At 38.9% G+C, this 18,499-nt stretch carries 20 protein-coding genes and 1 pseudogene; 5 read left to right on the top strand and 16 right to left on the bottom strand.

What is annotated here, in order from left to right; translation table 11 throughout:
* Positions 1 to 492: 492 nt before the first annotated feature.
* The 10 genes from FGG79_RS17070 to FGG79_RS17035 form a co-directional block, all read right to left on the bottom strand.
* The gene (locus tag FGG79_RS17070; RefSeq protein ID WP_138780533.1) at positions 493 to 738 is read right to left on the bottom strand and encodes a hypothetical protein; all 246 of its coding nucleotides are present in this window, start codon (positions 736 to 738) and stop codon (positions 493 to 495) included.
* A gap of 131 nt (positions 739 to 869) precedes the next feature.
* The gene (locus FGG79_RS17065; protein ID WP_138780531.1) at positions 870 to 1,088 is read right to left on the bottom strand and encodes a hypothetical protein; all 219 of its coding nucleotides are present in this window, start codon (positions 1,086 to 1,088) and stop codon (positions 870 to 872) included.
* A gap of 101 nt (positions 1,089 to 1,189) precedes the next feature.
* Positions 1,190 to 1,312: a hypothetical protein gene (locus tag FGG79_RS22315; protein ID WP_263627553.1), complete on the bottom strand. Its 123-nt coding sequence runs from the start codon at positions 1,310 to 1,312 to the stop codon at positions 1,190 to 1,192.
* A 102-nt stretch (positions 1,313 to 1,414) separates the two neighbouring features.
* Entirely contained in the window at positions 1,415 to 1,753 is a 339-nt protein-coding gene (locus FGG79_RS17060) for a hypothetical protein (protein WP_171050984.1), read from the bottom strand.
* A 591-nt stretch (positions 1,754 to 2,344) separates the two neighbouring features.
* Entirely contained in the window at positions 2,345 to 3,769 is a 1,425-nt protein-coding gene (locus tag FGG79_RS17055; protein WP_138780527.1) for a M1 family metallopeptidase, read from the bottom strand.
* A 241-nt stretch (positions 3,770 to 4,010) separates the two neighbouring features.
* Positions 4,011 to 4,280, bottom strand: coding sequence for a hypothetical protein (locus FGG79_RS17050; RefSeq protein WP_138780525.1), 270 nt, complete (start codon positions 4,278 to 4,280; stop codon positions 4,011 to 4,013).
* A 141-nt stretch (positions 4,281 to 4,421) separates the two neighbouring features.
* A complete protein-coding gene (locus tag FGG79_RS21900) occupies positions 4,422 to 4,565 on the bottom strand; it encodes a hypothetical protein (protein ID WP_171050983.1) in 144 nt (47 codons plus the stop codon).
* 131 nt (positions 4,566 to 4,696) lie between these two features.
* The gene (locus FGG79_RS17045; RefSeq protein ID WP_138780523.1) at positions 4,697 to 5,143 is read right to left on the bottom strand and encodes a VanZ family protein; all 447 of its coding nucleotides are present in this window, start codon (positions 5,141 to 5,143) and stop codon (positions 4,697 to 4,699) included.
* Positions 5,144 to 5,461: 318 nt separating this feature from the next.
* Complete coding sequence (locus FGG79_RS17040) at positions 5,462 to 5,668, bottom strand: hypothetical protein (protein ID WP_138780522.1); 207 nt, start codon at positions 5,666 to 5,668, stop codon at positions 5,462 to 5,464.
* A gap of 240 nt (positions 5,669 to 5,908) precedes the next feature.
* The gene (locus FGG79_RS17035; protein ID WP_138780520.1) at positions 5,909 to 6,169 is read right to left on the bottom strand and encodes a hypothetical protein; all 261 of its coding nucleotides are present in this window, start codon (positions 6,167 to 6,169) and stop codon (positions 5,909 to 5,911) included.
* A gap of 376 nt (positions 6,170 to 6,545) precedes the next feature.
* Between FGG79_RS17035 and FGG79_RS17030 the strand changes: the two genes are divergently transcribed.
* The 4 genes from FGG79_RS17030 (at position 6,546) to FGG79_RS17015 (ending at position 9,932) form a co-directional block, all read left to right on the top strand.
* Positions 6,546 to 6,758, top strand: coding sequence for a hypothetical protein (locus tag FGG79_RS17030; protein WP_138780518.1), 213 nt, complete (start codon positions 6,546 to 6,548; stop codon positions 6,756 to 6,758).
* A gap of 123 nt (positions 6,759 to 6,881) precedes the next feature.
* Complete coding sequence (locus FGG79_RS17025) at positions 6,882 to 8,063, top strand: lactate 2-monooxygenase (RefSeq protein WP_138780516.1); 1,182 nt, start codon at positions 6,882 to 6,884, stop codon at positions 8,061 to 8,063.
* A gap of 270 nt (positions 8,064 to 8,333) precedes the next feature.
* Positions 8,334 to 8,879, top strand: coding sequence for a GNAT family N-acetyltransferase (locus tag FGG79_RS17020; protein ID WP_138780514.1), 546 nt, complete (start codon positions 8,334 to 8,336; stop codon positions 8,877 to 8,879).
* A gap of 60 nt (positions 8,880 to 8,939) precedes the next feature.
* A complete protein-coding gene (locus tag FGG79_RS17015) occupies positions 8,940 to 9,932 on the top strand; it encodes a potassium channel family protein (RefSeq protein WP_138780512.1) in 993 nt (330 codons plus the stop codon).
* On the opposite strand, the gene FGG79_RS17010 is transcribed toward FGG79_RS17015, so the two are convergent.
* The 3 genes and pseudogenes from FGG79_RS17010 to FGG79_RS17000 form a co-directional block, all read right to left on the bottom strand.
* The gene (locus FGG79_RS17010) at positions 9,925 to 10,332 is read right to left on the bottom strand and encodes a YugN-like family protein (RefSeq protein WP_138780511.1); all 408 of its coding nucleotides are present in this window, start codon (positions 10,330 to 10,332) and stop codon (positions 9,925 to 9,927) included. The two genes, FGG79_RS17015 and FGG79_RS17010, sit on opposite strands and share 8 nt — an antisense overlap.
* Positions 10,333 to 10,800: 468 nt before the next feature.
* Positions 10,801 to 12,150 carry a glucose-6-phosphate isomerase gene (locus tag FGG79_RS17005; RefSeq protein WP_138780508.1) on the bottom strand — a complete coding sequence of 450 codons (1,350 nt, stop codon included), beginning with the start codon at positions 12,148 to 12,150 and terminating at the stop codon, positions 10,801 to 10,803.
* A gap of 203 nt (positions 12,151 to 12,353) precedes the next feature.
* Positions 12,354 to 13,516 (bottom strand): annotated as a pseudogene (locus FGG79_RS17000) (iron-containing alcohol dehydrogenase).
* Between the two features lie 200 nt (positions 13,517 to 13,716).
* On the opposite strand from FGG79_RS17000, the gene FGG79_RS16995 reads away from it, so the two are divergent.
* On the top strand, positions 13,717 to 13,950 hold the full coding sequence (locus tag FGG79_RS16995; RefSeq protein ID WP_138780506.1) for a DUF378 domain-containing protein: 234 nt from the start codon (positions 13,717 to 13,719) through the stop codon (positions 13,948 to 13,950).
* Positions 13,951 to 14,037: 87 nt separating this feature from the next.
* Here the strand turns inward: FGG79_RS16995 and FGG79_RS16990 are convergent, their stop codons facing one another.
* From FGG79_RS16990 to FGG79_RS16980, 3 genes are all read right to left on the bottom strand, one after another.
* Positions 14,038 to 15,441 (bottom strand): aldehyde dehydrogenase, encoded by a 1,404-nt coding sequence (locus tag FGG79_RS16990; RefSeq protein WP_138780504.1) that lies wholly within the window; start codon positions 15,439 to 15,441, stop codon positions 14,038 to 14,040.
* Positions 15,442 to 15,649: 208 nt separating this feature from the next.
* Positions 15,650 to 16,894: a Glu/Leu/Phe/Val family dehydrogenase gene (locus FGG79_RS16985; protein WP_138780571.1), complete on the bottom strand. Its 1,245-nt coding sequence runs from the start codon at positions 16,892 to 16,894 to the stop codon at positions 15,650 to 15,652.
* Between the two features lie 152 nt (positions 16,895 to 17,046).
* Positions 17,047 to 18,240, bottom strand: coding sequence for an ornithine--oxo-acid transaminase (locus FGG79_RS16980; protein ID WP_138780502.1), 1,194 nt, complete (start codon positions 18,238 to 18,240; stop codon positions 17,047 to 17,049).
* Between the last annotated feature and the right edge of the window lie 259 nt (positions 18,241 to 18,499).

The following is an 18,499-nucleotide window of genomic DNA, read 5'->3' as shown; positions in this document are numbered from 1 at the left end:
CACTTTTTCACTCCGTTGGCCTCCCTAGATGCTCCAATAATAGTAGTATACCGAAGGTCTAGTGAAGGTGATATAATGTGTTCATTTTTAATGAGCAAAAAGTGTTAACTTTAGTTTAGCGTTCACAAGTCTCTACAAACGTTTAAAAGTTTATAGAAAAAACCTTCAAATCATTAGACTAGGATGTAGATCAAATGAGACACATTATTGTATGGTGAGCCTCTCTGTTCTTTTTTACGAATGATATTTTGTAGGTATTACGATGACTATGATGATCAAAGAGTATTATATTTCAATGAAGTTAATCGTTGAAGATCCTAATGGCATTCATTCAGAAGGAATATTGTGAATTTTACAAATGAAAACCAACTCAGAGAAGTATAAATAACAGTGTATTTAACAGCAAAAAACAGGTCCAAATGGATCAGTTTTTTTTATGAACTTCTTGTTCCATTAAAGCCCCCTTTACTTGAAGATGAAAGCAATAAACTCTTAAAATCCAAGATTACTTACTACCCAATTTGTAAATATAATTCCGCCTATTGTATTAACGACTCCCAAGACCATAATTATCTTTCCTTGGTTTCCTACTTCATAATCTCTTTTAAGAACTAAACCCAGAAAAAAAGCAATGGGTCCAAATACAATTGGACTAAATAGATAAGGAAAAAATGCCGAAATCCAACTTATTATTAACAGTATTTTCTTTCCATCTTTCTGCTTAAAAGTCTCTCCCATATATAAATACCCCCTAATTCTTTGGTGAGTTCTATCACGTAATATATACATATTTTTTTACAAACCTGCTCCGTTACTTCAACAAAGTAAGACGAATACCTTGTTAGAAATTCGCACCCGTTAGCAATAAATCACTTATTCGTTTTCCTTTTATAATCGACGGCTAAGAAAATAAACAGGATTGCTTCTATAACCAATATCACCCATAATATTGGTTGAATTTGTCCCACAGGAGAACCACCAACTCCACCATTAGCAAACTTGTATAACCAAACGTGTTCTCCCCACATAATGATTGCGATTAACTGTGTAACCAATACTGAGATAAAAAAAGATATAATCTTTACCATTTAAATCCCTCCCCACGACATTTTCTTATTAAACTAACCTGCTCCTTTACTTGAGCAAGGGGCGGCTGCTTGTTTAGCAAACGTCCAGCTTAATTGATTAATTATTTGTTTTGATTTATCTCTTCAAGTAGTTCAATAATTCTTTTATTCTGTTTAGATTGTTCTTTCAAAAATCCTACAATTGTCCCAACACCTACAACAATTAGTAGTGCAAAAATCCACATAATATCTCCCCTTTATAATCCTTTTTAAATTATCTTATCATTATTACGCAATAAGCCTTCTTCCGTTAACCTGCCCGTTTGTTGAAAAGCGGCAAGTCTGAATTATTTATCTGCATTTTCTATCTCTTTTAAGATGCTCACACCATTTCTTTTAGTTTCGTAAGTTACCACATATGTTTTACCATTTTCAATTAAATTCCATACCATTGTTTCTTTTATGAATATTTTTGACTTTTCTTCCTCCAAATACTTTTTAGATACATCAGCATTTGGTGGTGCTACGATAATATATCCTTCACCCTTTTCTTCAGAACGGTCTTTTTCCAAGACTGTAACCACAGCGAATGTTGAACTTTCAGACAGCAAATTATACATAAGAACAGCAGCTGTCAAAACTATTATAAAAAATATAGTGCTTATTACTCTTCTTTTATTTCTCATACTTTTAAATAACTCTCCCTAATAATTATACAAATCAGTTTGTTTAAAAATGAGGTAAACCTTTTGTTCAGTATTTAATACTGCTGTTTCATCTTCAGCTAAACTGCCCCGATAATTGAAGAAGGGCAATAGCCGAATCAATTAGCTGATCTTCAGTTATTGCCCAGATAGTTGAAAAGTCATTTATTCTTTTGCCAATTTATAACAACAAGGTACAAGATAATCGAAAATAATATGTTTGATAAAAATGCAATTAAAGACAACAAGTTTTCAACATTAAAAATAAGTAAAAATGTTAATGCTGCTAATACACTAACAAATAAAGGATAAGTTAAGTTTAATCGCTTATAAAATTTGTAGAAAATCAACCCGAAAACAATTACCAATAACAACATTATAAAAATTTGATAAATCAAAAGTGAAAAAAACTCCATAATCCCCCTCCTATAGTGTAATTTCACACCGAATAGGGGATTTTCTCAATTTAATTTGTGAATTTTTCCAACCTTATTCCATTATCCTGCCCCTTTAATTGAGCAAAGGGTGCCATTTGTTCAGTGACACTCCTAAAAAGGAACAAACAAAAAAAGTTTATTCTTCATTCAAATCCAGCCATCCTTCAAAATCTTTATTATTCTCTAAGTTAAAATAATGCTTAGTAAACCTTACAAACTCGTTGGTGTCAATTTCCTTGAACTTGTACTCCTCAACGTATGTTTTGAGGAAGTTCTTAGCTGTTCCTTCTCCTCCATACTTCTCAAAAAGCATTCTTAGTCCCATAGATGCTTTTCCATAAATATAAGAACTTTGATTACCGCTAGTGTATCGGTTTAAAGGAAGATTAACGGGGAGACTAAGTTCTTCTCTAAAATGATTTCCAACATCAAAAGTAACGTCTTCCTCTTCATCATCAACGTAATACAAAAGCGTGGAAATTTCTGCTAGACCCTCATCTAGCCAAGCATCGTTATAAGGGTCATTACTAACCATCCCATAGAACCACTGATGTGCTACCTCGTGAACAACCATACGTCTTAATGACTCTGAGTCTACTGGTTTAGAGCTATAAATGGATCCCACAGTTACTACATTTGGGTACTCCATCCCAAGCCCACCAAGTATTAAATCAAACTCCTTATCAGTATAAGATCCGAATTCTTTTTGAAAATAGTCCAGAGCTTTTACCGCAGTTTCTAGCACTTCATTTGCTTGATCAGCTCTTTCTTTATCACTGAATACACGCACATTCACGTTATTTATAGTCGTTGTCTTATCAATAACCAAGGTATCTTTTAGTAAAGCAAGGAAAATCTCTTTTTCATTTTTCACTTTGATTTTTGTCCCTTGGTTATTAAGTAAGTCATCTTCTTCACTTGATGATACTATGGAATAAGAAGGCGGGACTTCTACATCCAATTGAAAATCACTAAAGGGAGTATGATAGGTTTCACCTCTTGATTGATACTCTTGTTTATTCCACCCGTTGCGATATGTTGGTACCATAGGATACCATTGGGCCAGGTGAAGGCTTTCTCCGACTTTTGTAAATCTTAATCCCTCTGATGGCATTGTAAAATCATAGTTTATTTGAACATTGATATTGTGATTCGGAGACAGTGGTGATTTTAAGGGGAGGGTTAGGGTGTCTTTTTCTAAGGAGTAATTTGAAGTTGTTCCATTTAACTTGATATCTTTAATAATTACAGATGCCGGATGATCTAACGAAGGTGAATTCTCTTTTGTGAATATATTCGGAATGAAATATAAAACAAGCCTATCCCATTTTTCTTCAGATATATTGGTAATATCAATTTTTGCTTCCACACTAACCTTTTCATCTTTATCCATCTTCAATGAAAGATTATAGGAACTCTTACTTCCTGGTGATACCTCTTTAGCAACAAAAGGTTGTTCTTTATTATTGCTCGATATGGTTAAGTCTCTTTGGAAAATCAAACAATATGCGATCACACAAACTAAAATAGAAAGTATTACAAGGAAAGACCTATTCTTCAAATCATAACCCCCATATGATATGCAGTCTATTCTTTCAACAAATAAATGAATAACAATTAAAAAATATATACTCTTACACAACGAAAATTCTATACTCAAGCTCTATTGTGTAATATGACTATGGGTTTGAATATCCTTGGATATTGAAATACTTTACATTTTCTTTTATCATCTATTCTTATTCAAATAAGGTATTTTTTATGAAAATATCTTATTTTATTACAAGTGATTTTTTACTATCTTATTCACTTCTCCTGTTAGCCTGCCCTCTACTTGAACAATGGAATTGTAACAAGAACCAACTAAGGATACTTAACCCTACAATCATTAACCCAAATGTTTTCTTATAAAATTGTAGAATGTATCCTGCTACCAGTATTAAAATCGCAATCCATTTTAAATTATAGTAATCCCTTATATTTTCAGCGATATAGCCCATCCAAGTAGCGAAAGCCAAGAATAATATTAGAAATGGAATTAGTATATTTACTCCCACTCTCAAGACACTCATCAAAATTCCTCCTCCTCACCTTATCCTAAAACAACACTTTACTAATTAGACGAAGCCAATTATTTAAGTTTCGAATTATTCAATTAACCTCCCTCAATAAAGAACAAGACAATTAGCTGGATGAATTGGGTTTCGTTTTATCTAGTCAAGCCATTTTACTATTATTATTGTTAAGAAAATGATAGCTAGAATTATTACTTCAAATTTTTTATTATTTTTTCTTTTGAGTTTTTGTCTATATTTATTTTGAATTTTAAAAGAATCTTTTTTATTGGGCTTCTCCATTTCTGACCTCCAGATAGAATAAGTCCTTATTCATAACCAATTATTTCAAAATCGAGCAGCTTACTCAAGAAAAACTTCAAACTAAAAAGAAGCTTATCCTTTTTCCGGATAAGCCCCCTTATATGGATAACCTAAAATTTACTTTTTATCTGAATCTTGAAGATCAGGTATCCTAAGGCAGCTCCTACTATGTTTAATATCACATCATCTACATCTAATACTCCTTTTTTAGTTAGAAATTGAAAAAATTCAATACACATACTCAGAGCCAGTGCAAAATATAAAACATTTTTTAATGTATTTAAGTTAGAGAAAACTTTTGGAAGAAGGAAACCAAATGGCATAAATAAGATAACTATCCCAAAAGTATTGTAAAACCAAGTATCAAAGTTATAGTGGTCGATATTAGAAACGTATCCACTCAGAGTATTCAAGGGAACAAAATTATTATTTACCCCCTCGTAATTAATCATCCTCAAATGGTTCATTCCAAATCCCAATCCTACAAAGCTCACTACCAACAACACGAATAGATAAAACAAAAATAAAGTAATAAATACAGTATGTTGCTTTTGCATTCTAATCACCTCTTACCATAAGAGGTTTATGATTGTCTTTGTACATATATTCTCTTTTCGTTTAAAAACTATATCTTAGAAATTTCTATATTTGTCATTCGTTTTGAAGGATTGCATCAGCTGGAGTTCCAAATACTCCTTCAAGAAATGAATTTAGATTACTTTGAGAGACGACGATTGGCAACGGTAGACTTATTAGTGATACTTAAATATCCAAAAAGCGAAGTATAAAGTTTTAGAATTATAGAGCACCTCCAAGTGGAAGCTAGATTCCACTTGGAGGTGCTCTATGCATTATCCCTATTCTGACTGGTCTTGTTAAGGGAGATTACGATTATAAATAATGTCAAAGATTTCATCCGGTAAGCCAATAACCCACTTCATCTCTTCCTTGGTAAGTTTACCTATCCTAATCAATGTTTGGAGTTGTTTTTCGCTTCTATGGATTAAAATATCCATTTCTATATTAGAGTCGTAGTAATACATTTCTTGACCAATTCCTTTTTTCCAATATTCATTAGTCAACAAAATCACCTCATTCAAATTTCTTATGGAGTGTTATTCCCTAACAATCCATATTTCTTTAAAATACTATTGGGCAATGATATTTTACAGAACTAATTAATACCAAGTTATTTCTTGAAAATTCACACTTTTAATTGCACAACATCTTTCTTCAATGTATAATTAGAATCACCTTTCAAAGTAACACCATCCTACTTGGCAACTAGTATCAACTAGTTGCACTTCTTATTTATATCGTACCTACTTAAAAAACCACCAACCCAGCCCAAAAAATTTCACTTTTGATTTGGCAGCCTTCTCAGTTTGTATCTTCTGTAAGCGTCTTGTTTGGATCTCTTTGATGAAAGCTAATCTCTTCTTTTCTTGCTTTCTCAATTCACTAGCTCTTGCTGCCATTTCTTCAGGAGATTGTTCCCTTAAAATTTTTTTAGCTTTTGCTACATAAAATTCAAGGTCCTCTTGTCTACTTTTTTTTGACCTTTCATCATTTGGTTGACTCATAACATCACCTTCTTAATTTATTTTTTAATTAGTACACAATCTCGACTATAATATTTAGTAATAGTATCAGCTTTCCCTTTTAACTTTTAATCGCAATGTGTAAGAGAGACCACCTCTTCACTCTAAAAAGCAAATTGCCCAAAATTGCACAGAATTATTTTTTTCAGTTTTCTTATTTAATATATCTTCCAAAACACTACATTTTCCCCGACTAAACCCCTCTAAAATTACTTATTTTATCTCTTTTTACTCCCATTTATTGAGTGTATATCTCTGGCAGCCAAAAGGTCAGCGGTTCGATCCCGCTATGCTCCATACTTATGAAAAAGGCGTCCTTATTAAAATAAGGACGCCTTTTTTCTGTTGAGTTTTTCATATGAAAACGAAACAACAATTATCGGAAATCGAAAATGTGTGGAAAGATACGATCAATAAAAATACGTGGAGATGGTGGGCGGTTCATCGATTCAGTGACAATGTATGGACGACTGTCGATCACTACAATGCATTAAGAGGAATCGTCTCCACTTATCAGTCCATGCTTCAAAATGAACAAACAAGAATGATCGGTTCTTCTTTTCAATATTAATAAATTGACTTTTCTGAATACTAAAAGTACCATTTTCTTATAAAGGGATAGCTCGCCGAATACATATGCTTCCTTTTTCTCATTTGCACCTGTCCCAGCAAAAATAGAGAGGAGACGAATAAAATGACTCAGTACGGAAACCATGTCCAGAATGAAATCTACCAGGGGAAGGTCCGTCCCTCCATACCATTCCGCTTTGAAGAGCTTGAACAAAAGGCACGGGAAAAGCTTGAGGATGGCCCCTATTATTATGTAGCGGGAGGTGCCGGCGGTGAAGAGACAATGCGCGCCAACAGAAATGCCCTCGATCGATGGCAGATTGTTCCCCGGATGCTGAATAACGTGGAACATCGTGACCTTAAGGTGACTCTATTTGGGGAAACCTATTCCTCCCCCCTTATGCTCGCTCCCATTGGAGTGCAATCAATCGTCCACCCTGATGGGGAGCTGGCGTCTGCAAGGGCAGCATCATCCATGAATGTTCCCTTCATTGCAAGCTCTGCCTCTACTTACTCGATGGAAGAAGTCGCCACTGTCATGGGAAACTCACCAAGGTGGTTCCAACTTTATTGGAGCAGCGACAGGGATATTGCAGCCAGTATGCTCCGCAGGGCTGAAGTCTCCGGGTACACAGCCATCGTCGTTACCCTAGATGCACCGATGATGGCATGGCGTGAAAATGACCTTGAGAATGCCTATCTACCTTTTCTATCAGGAGAAGGCGTCGGGAATTACGTGAGCGATCCTGTATTTCGATCAAAACTGAAAGATCCTCCTGAGGTTGACATGAAAGCTGCAGCTTCCCTCTGGTCCAAGGTGTTCGGAAATGCACGCCTTACGTGGGATGACTTGAACTTCCTGAAAGAACATACAACTTTGCCAATTCTTCTAAAAGGTATCCTCCACCCTGATGACGCAAAGCTTGCCATTGATCACGGTATGGACGGAGTCATTGTTTCTAATCATGGAGGCAGGCAGGTTGACGGCTCCCTCGGGGCTCTCGATTCATTACCGATGGTGTGTAACGCTGTAGATGGTCGAATTCCTGTGCTTTTTGACAGTGGAATCAGACGGGGTGCCGATGTTGTGAAAGCATTAGCTCTTGGAGCAAGCTCCGTTCTCATAGGAAGACCTTATATGTACGGATTGACCCTTGGTGGCGAACAAGGAGTAAAAGAAGTGATCCGAAATCTACTTGCGGATACCGATTTAACTTTAGCTCTTTCCGGTCAAAGATCCGCGTCTCATTTAGATCGTTCCCTTCTCTTGAACATAGAAGAATCATCACTATCTACCCAAGTATAGCTATATGACCCAAATGCCCCTGTATCCATTTACAGAGGCATTTTTAGTACACTTCCAATATGGCATGGGTCTTACAAATGATTTTCGATTTCCGCCTTCTCTTGGAGTTCAGTCACCAAGGTGTTGGATTTTTTTCTATCTGTCTTTGACCCAATTATAAGGAGAAGATATGACCAAGCCAAAAGCAAAAGTGGAAGATACCATGAAACTTTCTCCGCCCCTCTACGCCTCACACATGATATACTTTCATGTACAAAGGAGTTGATAATTATGGAAAAATATCCAGTATTTGAAACAGATAGACTCGTTCTAAGACAGCTCACAATGGGAGATGTGGATTTTCTTTATGATCTTTATACGTCCGAGGAGGTTCTTCGCTATTTTGGTATGAGTCCGATCAATTCCAAAGAAGTTGCCGTAAGCATGGTGGAAAACTATGAAAAGCACTTAGAAAACGGCGGCCCCATGCGCTGGGCAATTGTGAAGAAACAGTCGGAAAGAATAATCGGAACATGTGGGTTCCACGGCATATCCAAAGCCTACAAACGGTGCGAAATTGGATATGACCTAGAGTCCGGGCATTGGGGGAAAGGCATCATGGGCGAGGCACTCTCCCCACTCCTCACCCATTTATTTACGGAAAAAGAAATGAACCGGATAGGGGCTGTGATCGTCCCGTATAATAAAGCTTCTTCAAGGGTCGTCGAAAAACTTGGGTTCAAGCAAGAGGGATTACTGAGAGCATATATTCTTCAGAATGAACACACATATGATGCATATATGTACAGCTTATTAAAGAAAGAATGGCTTAGCTAGTTATGAGACGAACGTGAATAGGAAATAATGGTCAGTGCAGATGAAAAAGGAGCTGGTAGAATGGTACAGCAAATGTTTCATGGTTTTTTGCGCTGGCCTATAGTCATACGAATATTTATGATCGCCATTACGCTGATGCTTTTCTTTGGTACGATCATTCATTTATTAGAACCTAATACCTTCCCCACTCTATTTGATGGGATTTGGTGGGCCGTCATCACGACTTCCACGGTAGGATATGGGGATTTTGTTCCACTATCCTTCGAAGGACGATTGATTGGGATTGTCCTCATCCTTGCAGGTGCAGGCTTCCTTTCTACTTATTTTGTCACATTAGCAACAACAACCGTCATGACACAAAATGCGTACCTGGAAGGGAAAGCATCCTTTAAAGGGAAAGAACATGTGGTCATTGTAGGCTGGAATGAGCGGACTCGGGAAGTAATCAACCAACTGACATCTCTTCAATCCCAATGCGATATCATTTTGGTCGATGAAACGCTTCAAATGAATCCATATAATAATAATCACATCCACTTCGTTAGAGGCACTCCCTTTAGGGATGCGATCCTGAAGAAAGTCAATCTTCATGAAGCGTCGATCGCCATCATTACCGCAGATCAGAATAAAGATGAGGTAACTTCGGATATGAATTCCGTCTTAACCCTTCTTGCCATTAAAGGAAACCATCCGGAATTATATACAGTCGTTGAAATTCTTCAGAAGGATCAAGTGGCAAATGCGAAGCGTGCAGGAGCTGACGAAGTCATCCAAACGAATATGCAAACAAGCTATGTGATGATGAACAGTATCATTTCTCAAGGGATGTCTAAAACGATTTTAAAGCTATTAAACCACCTGAAAGGAAATAATCTCAAACTGATTCCAGTTTCAAGTGAATATATCAAAGAAAACTTCCACTCGTTAAGCACACATCTTCTAAAGAACAACGTCATCCTTTTAGGCATAAAAAAAGGAGAAAACACAACTGTGAATCCTCCTTTAACAACAATCGTAGAAGAATCAGACGAGCTGCTCGTCATTTCTAACTAGAAAACAACGTGTTCTCAAGTTCTTTCACAAGTTCCTTTCCAACGGCGATATACTCATCAGGCACGGTTGCATCAGGGTCCTGTGGTTCCGAGAATTGATTGACTGAACCTGAAAAGCTACCGGTTGTGGCAAAATCGTCTAAGCCAATCTGATATTTATGAGCGAGAAGGAACGGCTTACCGAATTCAACGGTGGCTCCTCTTGAATCCAGTTGACCGTCTACTGACGTAAACGGCACTCTCAAGAATTGATACCCAACCTCATCATCTATTTTATAATCGAAATAACCGTGATCATACTCCCAATTACCGCCTATCGAATAGCCAAGCGGCTTTAATAGCTGCTCAAGTTTATATAGTTGATAATGCTGTCCTTCAATACTCGATGAAAGCTCAATCATGTGGATGCATCCCCTTTCTTTTAGGGATAGCTTCTCCTAAAAGAAAAGAAAAATGTAAAAGAGCACTGAGATTTTTCTCAGTGCTCCTTTTTTATTTAGACTATTTTCACTTTTTAATTGTGTGTGGTGATTTCCGCTGCAGGTGCTCGCTTTCCGCGGGGCGTGAGTTGAGCCTCCTCGGGCTAAAGCCCTGTGGGGTCTCAACTTTCCCGCTATTCCCACAGGAGTCGAGCACCTTCCGCTCCAATCAACTAAGCATGTTTTCCTTAAACAATATAAAAGAATAGAAACAACATTGTTCAAAGTGTCAAGTAATCCAATTTAGATTGAACAGAAAATTAATGTCTCTTTCGTTGCGTTATTTTGTCATTAGTATGCTCTGCTTTTTACGCATCTCTAAAGCTCACATTCATTGACAACACCTTGGCATCTATCATGTTAGAAAGCAACGCTTTACGAAATGAGCATTTATTTAAGACGTTTCTCAAGCTCAGCTTTCTTCTCTTCAAATCCAGGTTTACCAAGAAGTGCGAACATATTTACTTTGTAGGCTTCCACTCCTGGCTGATCAAATGGATTTACACCTAGCAAGTATCCACTCATCGCACACGCTTTCTCGAAGAAGTACACGAGGTAGCCGAATGTATAAGCATCCATTGCCGGAATCTCAACGATTAAGTTTGGAACGCCTCCATCTGTGTGAGCTAGCAATGTACCTTCAAACGCTTTATTGTTTACAAAATCAACTGTTTCACCAGCCAAATAGTTCAAGCCGTCCAGGTCACTATCTGCCTTCTCTATTGTCAGCTCGTGACGGGGCTCTGAAACCTTGATGACTGTTTCAAAAATGTCACGGCGTCCCTCTTGAACATATTGCCCAAGAGAATGGAGGTCGGTAGAGAAATTTGCAGAGGAAGGATAAATCCCTTTTTGGTCTTTTCCTTCACTTTCTCCAAACAACTGCTTCCACCATTCGGAGAAGTACTGTAAGCCAGGCTCATAGTTAATGAGCATTTCGATTGTTTTTCCTTTATTGTAAAGAGCGTTACGAACTGCCGCATATTGATAAGCAGGATTTTCAGCTAGCTCAGAATTACCGAAATCTTCGCGGGCCTGTGCAGCACCGTTCATCATTGTGTCGATTTCAACTCCGCTGACGGCAATCGGAAGCAATCCTACGGCTGTTAGTACAGAATAACGTCCACCGATATCATCCGGAACGACAAATGTTTCATAACCTTCGTCAGTTGCCAATGTTTTAAGGGCCCCTTTGGATTTATCTGTTGTAGCATAAATGCGTTTACGGGCCTCTTTTGCACCGTATTTTTCTTCAAGCATGTTGCGGAAAATACGGAAAGCAAGCGCTGGTTCAGTCGTTGTACCTGACTTAGAAATCACATTGATGGAGAAATCCTTTCCATCAAGAAGATCCATTAAGTCTTTCATATACGTGGAGCTGATGTTTTGTCCAACAAATAATACTTGCGGTGTTGATCGCTTTTCTTTTGGAAGAGCATTATAGAAGCTATGGTTCAGCATTTCGATTGCTGCACGTGCTCCAAGGTAAGATCCACCGATTCCGATGACTAAAAGTATGTCTGAATCACTTTTAATTTTTTCTGCAGATTTTTGAATCCTTGAAAATTCTTCTTTGTCATAATCAACAGGAAGGTCGATCCATCCTAAGAAGTCGTTTCCTGCACCTGTTTGTTCATGTAACGAGTGATGAGCAACCTTAACGGCATCACTTAAATATGTAAGTTCGTGTTCTCCAAAAAACGATAACGCTTTTGAATAATCAAAACGAATGTGTGTCATAACCATCCTCCGATTAAAATTATTTTCTTCTATCTCACTTTATCGAAAGCTGACTCGAGAATCAAGAAAGCTCCCTTTATGTAAGCGTCTGCATTGTAAATAAATTTTATTACGTGCTCTCTCTACATTATATTCCCCTAATAATCAGCAGGAAAACCAAAAAGAGGGACGGACCTTCTTCAAGGTCCGTCCCTCCCCATATATTATAGTGATGCTCTTAGAATTGCTAGAACGTCATCTTTGTTCAGTTTATTAAAGTTACCGAACTCGCCATTGATCACAGCTTTGTCCGCCATAAGGTCGAGCTTGCTGTCGTCGATATCATAATCCGCTAAGCGAGTTGGAGCTCCGATGCTTGTCCAGAACTCACGGAGTTTTTCGATTCCTTCCAGTGCCACTTCTTCTTCTGACTTACCGGCAGTATCCACATGGAACACTCGTTCAGCTAGCTGAGCGAATCGTGAAGGATTCACTTTCAGGTTATGCTTCATCCAGTTAGGGAAGAGAATCGCGAGTCCTCCTGCATGTGGGATGTCATACACAGCTGATACGGCATGTTCAATGTTATGACTTGCCCAGTCACCGTTGTAGCCCATTTGCAGCATACCATTCAGTGCGATTGTTCCAGAGTACAGAATCGTCTCCCGCAGCTCGTAGTTTTCTAGATCATCGATCAACTTAGGAGCCGTTTCAATTACTGTTGTAAGAACAGATTCACACATACGGTCCTGAAGCGGCGTGTTTGTCGCGTTATTGAAATACTGTTCAAACACGTGACTCATCATATCAACCATTCCGTAGATTGTATGGTTTTTCGGTACAGTGAAAGTGTTTTCAGGATCAAGAATGGAGAATTGAGGGAATGTCACCGGGCTTCCCCAGCCATATTTTTCATTTGTTTCCCATTGGTGATAACAGATCCTGCGTTCATTTCAGATCCGGTTGCAGCTAATGTAAGAACAGTTCCGAACGGAAGGGCTTCTCTCGCAAAAGCCTTCTTCGTCACAAGATCCCAAGCGTCCCCGTCGTATTTTGCACCAGCAGCGATGGCTTTCGTACAGTCGATCACACTACCGCCACCAACAGCTAATATAAAGTCGATATTGTTTTCTTTGCTTATTTCTACCCCTCGTCTAACTGTAGAAAGGCGTGGATTAGGTTCAACTCCTGAAAGTTCGAATACTTCAGTGTCAATCTCTTTCAAAACAGACATGACTTGATCATAAAGACCATTACGCTTGATACTTCCTCCGCCATAAACGACGAGCACTTTTTTACCATATTGAGGTACCAATTCTTTCAATTGTTCTACTTGCCCTTTACCAAAGATTAATTTGGTCGGATTGTAAAAAGTAAAGTCATTCATTATTTGTTACCTCCTTGTATTTTGTAAGGGCCGCAATTATTTCGTCACCCAAAATGTTTTAACCACATTTTCTATTATCGAATATATCATCCCCAAATTGCAAAGAACTTGCACAAGGAAATTTTCCTTTTATCCATTCGAATAAGAATATGCTCCATGGGAAACTTATAAATGAGCCATTGAATAAGGAGGAAAACAACATGAGTGGTATTCAGCGTATTGCTTTAGTTCTTACAATTATAGGTGCTGTAAACTGGGGCCTAATCGGCTTCTTTCAATTCGATCTTGTTGCAGCCATCTTTGGTGGTCAAGATGCAGCCTTATCCCGAATCATTTATGGATTAGTAGGGATTGCCGGTCTCATCAATCTTGGACTGTTGTTTAAACCAACGGAAGAACTTGAGAGAGAACCGCACACTGAACCAACACGATAAAATTCTTTACCCATTCAAGGTGCGGGAGTTCAAACCGACTCCTGATACTGAAGCAAGAAAGGTGACCCATTCACTGGGTCACCTTTCTTATTTCAATAACTTCTTAATGATCTGCATACCAAATCTTCCACTTGGATAGCGGAAGCTCATATCGAATTTCGTTGTCTGCTTTAAGATGCTTTTGTAATGGGAGAAGGTTGAAAAGCTTGATTCCCCGTGGTAATTTCCGATCCCGCTTGCCCCTACTCCTCCGAAAGGAAGATAAGGAGTTACAATGTGCATGAGGGTATCATTTACGCATCCTCCACCGTATGAAATGGAACCGTTGATTTTCTCTTCTGCCAACGGATCACTTGTAAACAGGTAGAGGGCAAGTGGTTTTGGCCTCTCTGTTACAAATTCAATGACTTCATCAAGGTCCTCATATTCAATGACAGGGAAAATGGGACCGAATATTTCATCCTGCATGACAGCTACTGTAAAGTCTCTCGGTTCCATTAGAGTCGGTTCGATTTTTAGGCTCGCTGGGTCCACATTGCCCCCTAAAAGGATTTCTCCGTCTTCTAGATAACCTGTTAAACGATTGAAATGGCGTTCATTTACAATACGTCCAAATTTATCACTTTTCAGAGGCTCTGTTCCGTAAAACTCAATGACGGTTTTCTTAAATTCGGAAATGAATTCATCTTTCTTGCTTTTGTGAATAAACAAGTAGTCAGGTGCGATGCATGTTTGTCCTGCATTTGTCACTTTCCCGAAAGCGATGCGCTTGGCTGATAGAGGGATATCGGCTGTTTCATCTACAATACACGGACTTTTCCCGCCAAGTTCAAGGGTGACGGGGATCAGTTGCTTCGCAGCTGCTTCCATCACCACCTTTCCGACAGGTACGCTTCCAGTGAAAAAGATATAATCAAAAGGCTGCTTGAGAAGATGTTGGGTCGTTTCCACTCCCCCTTCCATGACGAAAAGCTGCCTTGGATCAAAATGAGCATTCATCATATTCGCTAATAATGCTGAAGTGGCAGGGGTCAGTTCAGACGGTTTAATAATGGCTGTATTTCCCGCTGCGATTGCCCCGATAACAGGAGCAAGTGCGAGCTGAATCGGATAGTTCCATGGTGCTATGATTAATGTGGCTCCATAAGGTTCAGGTACGGAATAAGCCTTCGATCCAATATGTGTTTTCGCCGTTTTCACCTTTTTTGGTTCTGCCCATTCGTCGATATGCTTCTGTACAAAGCGAATCTCCTCAAGAAGAATGCCAATTTCGGTCGCATACGATTCCATCTCGGATTTATTTAAATCTTTCTTTAGTGCATCAATGATCTCTGCTTCATGATTCTTTATAACGGTTGAGAACTTCTCTAGTAACTCTTTTCGATATTGAATGGGACGGGTCACCCCGGACTTGTAAAATTCCTTTTGCTGTTTGAGGGTAGATTCTACCGCTTCAAGTGAAGCATCCTCTACTAACAGGTCAGTCGTCATATGTATCCCTCCGAATCTTTAATGTTTAATCGTTTAAACATAGGAACATAAATATCGTACGGTGATGTTAGCTGTTTTGTCAATTTCAATGATCTTATCCAAAACAATCACTTTCTACTCATTTCTACATTTATGCCTAAATTCCTTTAATGGCAAAAAAGAACGTACTCTCAAAAAAATGAGAATACGTTCTTTATTCATGCGATCGTTACACCCAACCTCTAAATCTCGAGGCTTCAGCCATTTTGCGTGCGCCGACCATGTATGCGGCTAGTCGCATATTCACTCGACGATTCTGAGATGTTTCATAGACATTGTTGAAAGCTTCGACAAGTTTAGCATAAAGCTTCTTATTTACTTCTTCTTCTGTCCAATAGTACCCCTGATTGTTCTGAACCCATTCGAAGTAAGAAACCGTTACTCCACCGGCACTTGCAAGAACGTCCGGGACAAGCAGGATTCCTCTTTCAGAAAGAATTCGCGTTGCTTCAAAGGTAGTAGGACCGTTTGCAGCTTCTACCACAATGGATGCTTTTATATCATAGACATTCTCTTCCGTGATCTGATTTGAAATCGCTGCAGGCACAAGGATGTCACACTCAAGCTCCAATAATTCTTTATTTGAAATAGTGTTTTCAAATAAAGTCGTTACTGTCCCAAAGCTATCTCGACGGTCTAACAAGTAATCAATATCCAGACCAGCAGGATCATGAAGTGCACCTTGGGCATCGGAAATGGCGATAACCTTTGCGCCGGCATCATGCATGAATTTCGCTAAGAAACTTCCCGCGTTTCCAAAACCTTGAATGACGACACGTGCACCTTTAATTTCGATGCCACGCTTCTTTGCTGCTTGTTCGATACAAATCGTCACACCTTGTGCTGTCGCCTTTTCACGACCTTGAGAACCTCCAAGGACAATCGGCTTTCCTGTAATGAATCCTGGTGAGTCATTTTCACGAAGACGGCTGTATTCATCCATCATCCAAGCCATGATTTGAGAGTTTGTGTACACATCAGGTGCCGGGATATCCTTTGTTGGCCCAACAATTTGACTGATAGCACGAACGTAACCGCGACTCAATTTTTCAAGTTCAGTGAAGGACATGGTTCTTGGATCACAGATGATCCCGCCTTTCCCTCCACCGTATGGTAAATCGACAATACCGCATTTCAAGCTCATCCACATAGATAAAGCCTTTACTTCCTCTTCATCTACTTCAGGATGGAAACGTACGCCGCCCTTGGTAGGACCCACTGCATCGTTATGCTGCGCGCGATATCCAGTAAATACGTTGATACTGCCATCGTCCATTCGAACCGGGATACGAACGGTCAACATACGAATCGGTTCTTTCAGAAGTTCATACATTTCTTCAGAATATCCTAGCTTTGATAAAGCATCATTGATGACATGCTGTGTAGAAGTAAACAGATTAAGGTTTTCTCCCATTGTAAACATTCGCCTCTTTATTATGTGATCTGAAACGTTGTAATTGTAACATATTACCGTATCTTAAACCATTGAGTTGGAAAAGAAATAATTTTTATTTTCCGCCATGTTTCAGGCAGTTTTCCGAAAAAAACTTCTTAGCACGTTTAGGCTTAAGAAAGAACTTTTTTGATTCTCTCAATTGCCCAATCAAGTTCTTCTTGTGAGATGACAAGTGGTGGAGCAAAGCGAATCACAGTATCGTGCGTTTCCTTGCAAAGCAGTCCTTCTTCTTTCAGCTGTTCACAGTATTTACGAGCAGGTTCTTTCAATTCCACTCCGATAAATAATCCGCTGCCACGGACTTCCTTAATCATAGGATTATCAATCTCACGAAGTTTACTCATAAAGTATTCTCCCATTTGAAGGGAACGACCCGCAAGATCTTCATCGATCAATACATCAAGGGACGCAACGGATACTGCACATGCCATTGGGTTCCCTCCGAAAGTAGAGCCATGAGATCCAGGATTGAACACGCCAAGCACTTCTTCACCTGCCACAACACATGATATCGGGAATACTCCCCCTCCAAGTGCTTTCCCTAAAATGTACATATCCGGATCAACATCTTCCCACTCACATGCAAACATTTTCCCTGAGCGGGCAAGTCCTGCCTGGATTTCATCCGCGATAAACAGGACGTTGTTTTCTTTACACAGTTCATAAGCCGCTTTCATGAATCCTTTAGGAGGGAATACGATTCCCGCTTCCCCTTGGATCGGTTCAATAAGGAAGGCAGCCGTATTTGGAGTGATCGCTCCTTTTAATGCTTCTAGGTCACCGTAAGGAATTAAGTTGATTCCTGGAAGCATTGGTCCAAATCCACGCTTATATTCTTCTTCTGAAGAAAGGGAAACAGCTGTCATAGTTCTCCCGTGGAAATTCCCATTACAAGCGATGATTTCTGCACTATTTTCTGCCACACCCTTCACGTCATATGCCCAGCGACGAGCTGTCTTGATTGCCGTTTCTACGGCTTCTGCACCGGTGTTCATTGGAAGTGCCATGTCTTTACCCGTCATCTTACAAATCTTCTCATACCAAGGAGCCAATTGATCATTATGGAAGGCACGTGACGTCAGTGTCACACGGTCCGCCTGATCCTTCAACGCCTGGATGATCTTTGGATGACGATGTCCTTGGTTGACTGCAGAGTATGCGCTGAGCATATCCATATACTTATTGCCTTCAGGATCCTTGACCCACACACCCTCCGCCTCTGAAATGACGATCGGTAGTGGATGATAATTTTTAGCACCATATTTTTCGGTCTGTTCAATAATCGAATGAGTACTTACTGCCATGAATATTTCCTCCTAACATAATATAAAAAAGATTAAATGGTTATATACAAGGAGGGAGGACCTGTTTACAAAGACTCCTCCCGTTTCTACTCTTATAGTGTTTCTGATGTTGTAATTGCTTGCATCCTCGGTGTGATGAGGTTCATTAACAGATACGCAAAAAAAATTTGCATTTAGAAAACCCTTACACTTATAATAATGCAAAAGATAGTTGCATTTTTCAAGAGTTTTTTCAAAATTTTTTATAATTCCACTTTTA

It is taken from the genome of Bacillus sp. BHET2, assembly GCF_005938125.1.
GTDB lineage: Bacteria > Bacillota > Bacilli > Bacillales > Bacillaceae_B > Rossellomorea.
The sequence above is the reverse complement of the archived record's forward strand: the minus strand, read 5'-3'. Positions and strand labels throughout refer to the sequence as shown.

Bases quoted from the DNA above. Each gene is read 5' to 3' on its own strand.
- FGG79_RS17050 (WP_138780525.1), bottom strand. From the start codon at position 4,280: ATGAGTGTCTTGAGAGTGGGAGTAAATATACTAATTCCATTTCTAATA.
- FGG79_RS21900 (WP_171050983.1), bottom strand. From the start codon at position 4,565: ATGGAGAAGCCCAATAAAAAAGATTCTTTTAAAATTCAAAATAAATAT.
- FGG79_RS17035 (WP_138780520.1), bottom strand. From the start codon at position 6,169: ATGAGTCAACCAAATGATGAAAGGTCAAAAAAAAGTAGACAAGAGGAC.
- FGG79_RS17070 (WP_138780533.1), bottom strand. From the start codon at position 738: ATGGGAGAGACTTTTAAGCAGAAAGATGGAAAGAAAATACTGTTAATA.
- FGG79_RS16985 (WP_138780571.1), bottom strand. From the start codon at position 16,894: ATGGGAGAAAACCTTAATCTGTTTACTTCTACACAGCATGTCATCAAT.
- FGG79_RS17030 (WP_138780518.1), top strand. From the start codon at position 6,546: ATGAAAACGAAACAACAATTATCGGAAATCGAAAATGTGTGGAAAGAT.
- FGG79_RS17020 (WP_138780514.1), top strand. From the start codon at position 8,334: ATGGAAAAATATCCAGTATTTGAAACAGATAGACTCGTTCTAAGACAG.
- FGG79_RS22315 (WP_263627553.1), bottom strand. From the start codon at position 1,312: ATGTGGATTTTTGCACTACTAATTGTTGTAGGTGTTGGGACAATTGTA.
- FGG79_RS17065 (WP_138780531.1), bottom strand. From the start codon at position 1,088: ATGGTAAAGATTATATCTTTTTTTATCTCAGTATTGGTTACACAGTTA.
- FGG79_RS17010 (WP_138780511.1), bottom strand. From the start codon at position 10,332: ATGATTGAGCTTTCATCGAGTATTGAAGGACAGCATTATCAACTATAT.
- FGG79_RS17060 (WP_171050984.1), bottom strand. From the start codon at position 1,753: ATGAGAAATAAAAGAAGAGTAATAAGCACTATATTTTTTATAATAGTT.
- FGG79_RS16995 (WP_138780506.1), top strand. From the start codon at position 13,717: ATGAGTGGTATTCAGCGTATTGCTTTAGTTCTTACAATTATAGGTGCT.
- FGG79_RS17005 (WP_138780508.1), bottom strand. From the start codon at position 12,150: ATGACACACATTCGTTTTGATTATTCAAAAGCGTTATCGTTTTTTGGA.
- FGG79_RS16990 (WP_138780504.1), bottom strand. From the start codon at position 15,441: ATGACGACTGACCTGTTAGTAGAGGATGCTTCACTTGAAGCGGTAGAA.
- FGG79_RS17045 (WP_138780523.1), bottom strand. From the start codon at position 5,143: ATGCAAAAGCAACATACTGTATTTATTACTTTATTTTTGTTTTATCTA.
- FGG79_RS16980 (WP_138780502.1), bottom strand. From the start codon at position 18,240: ATGGCAGTAAGTACTCATTCGATTATTGAACAGACCGAAAAATATGGT.
- FGG79_RS17025 (WP_138780516.1), top strand. From the start codon at position 6,882: ATGACTCAGTACGGAAACCATGTCCAGAATGAAATCTACCAGGGGAAG.
- FGG79_RS17015 (WP_138780512.1), top strand. From the start codon at position 8,940: ATGGTACAGCAAATGTTTCATGGTTTTTTGCGCTGGCCTATAGTCATA.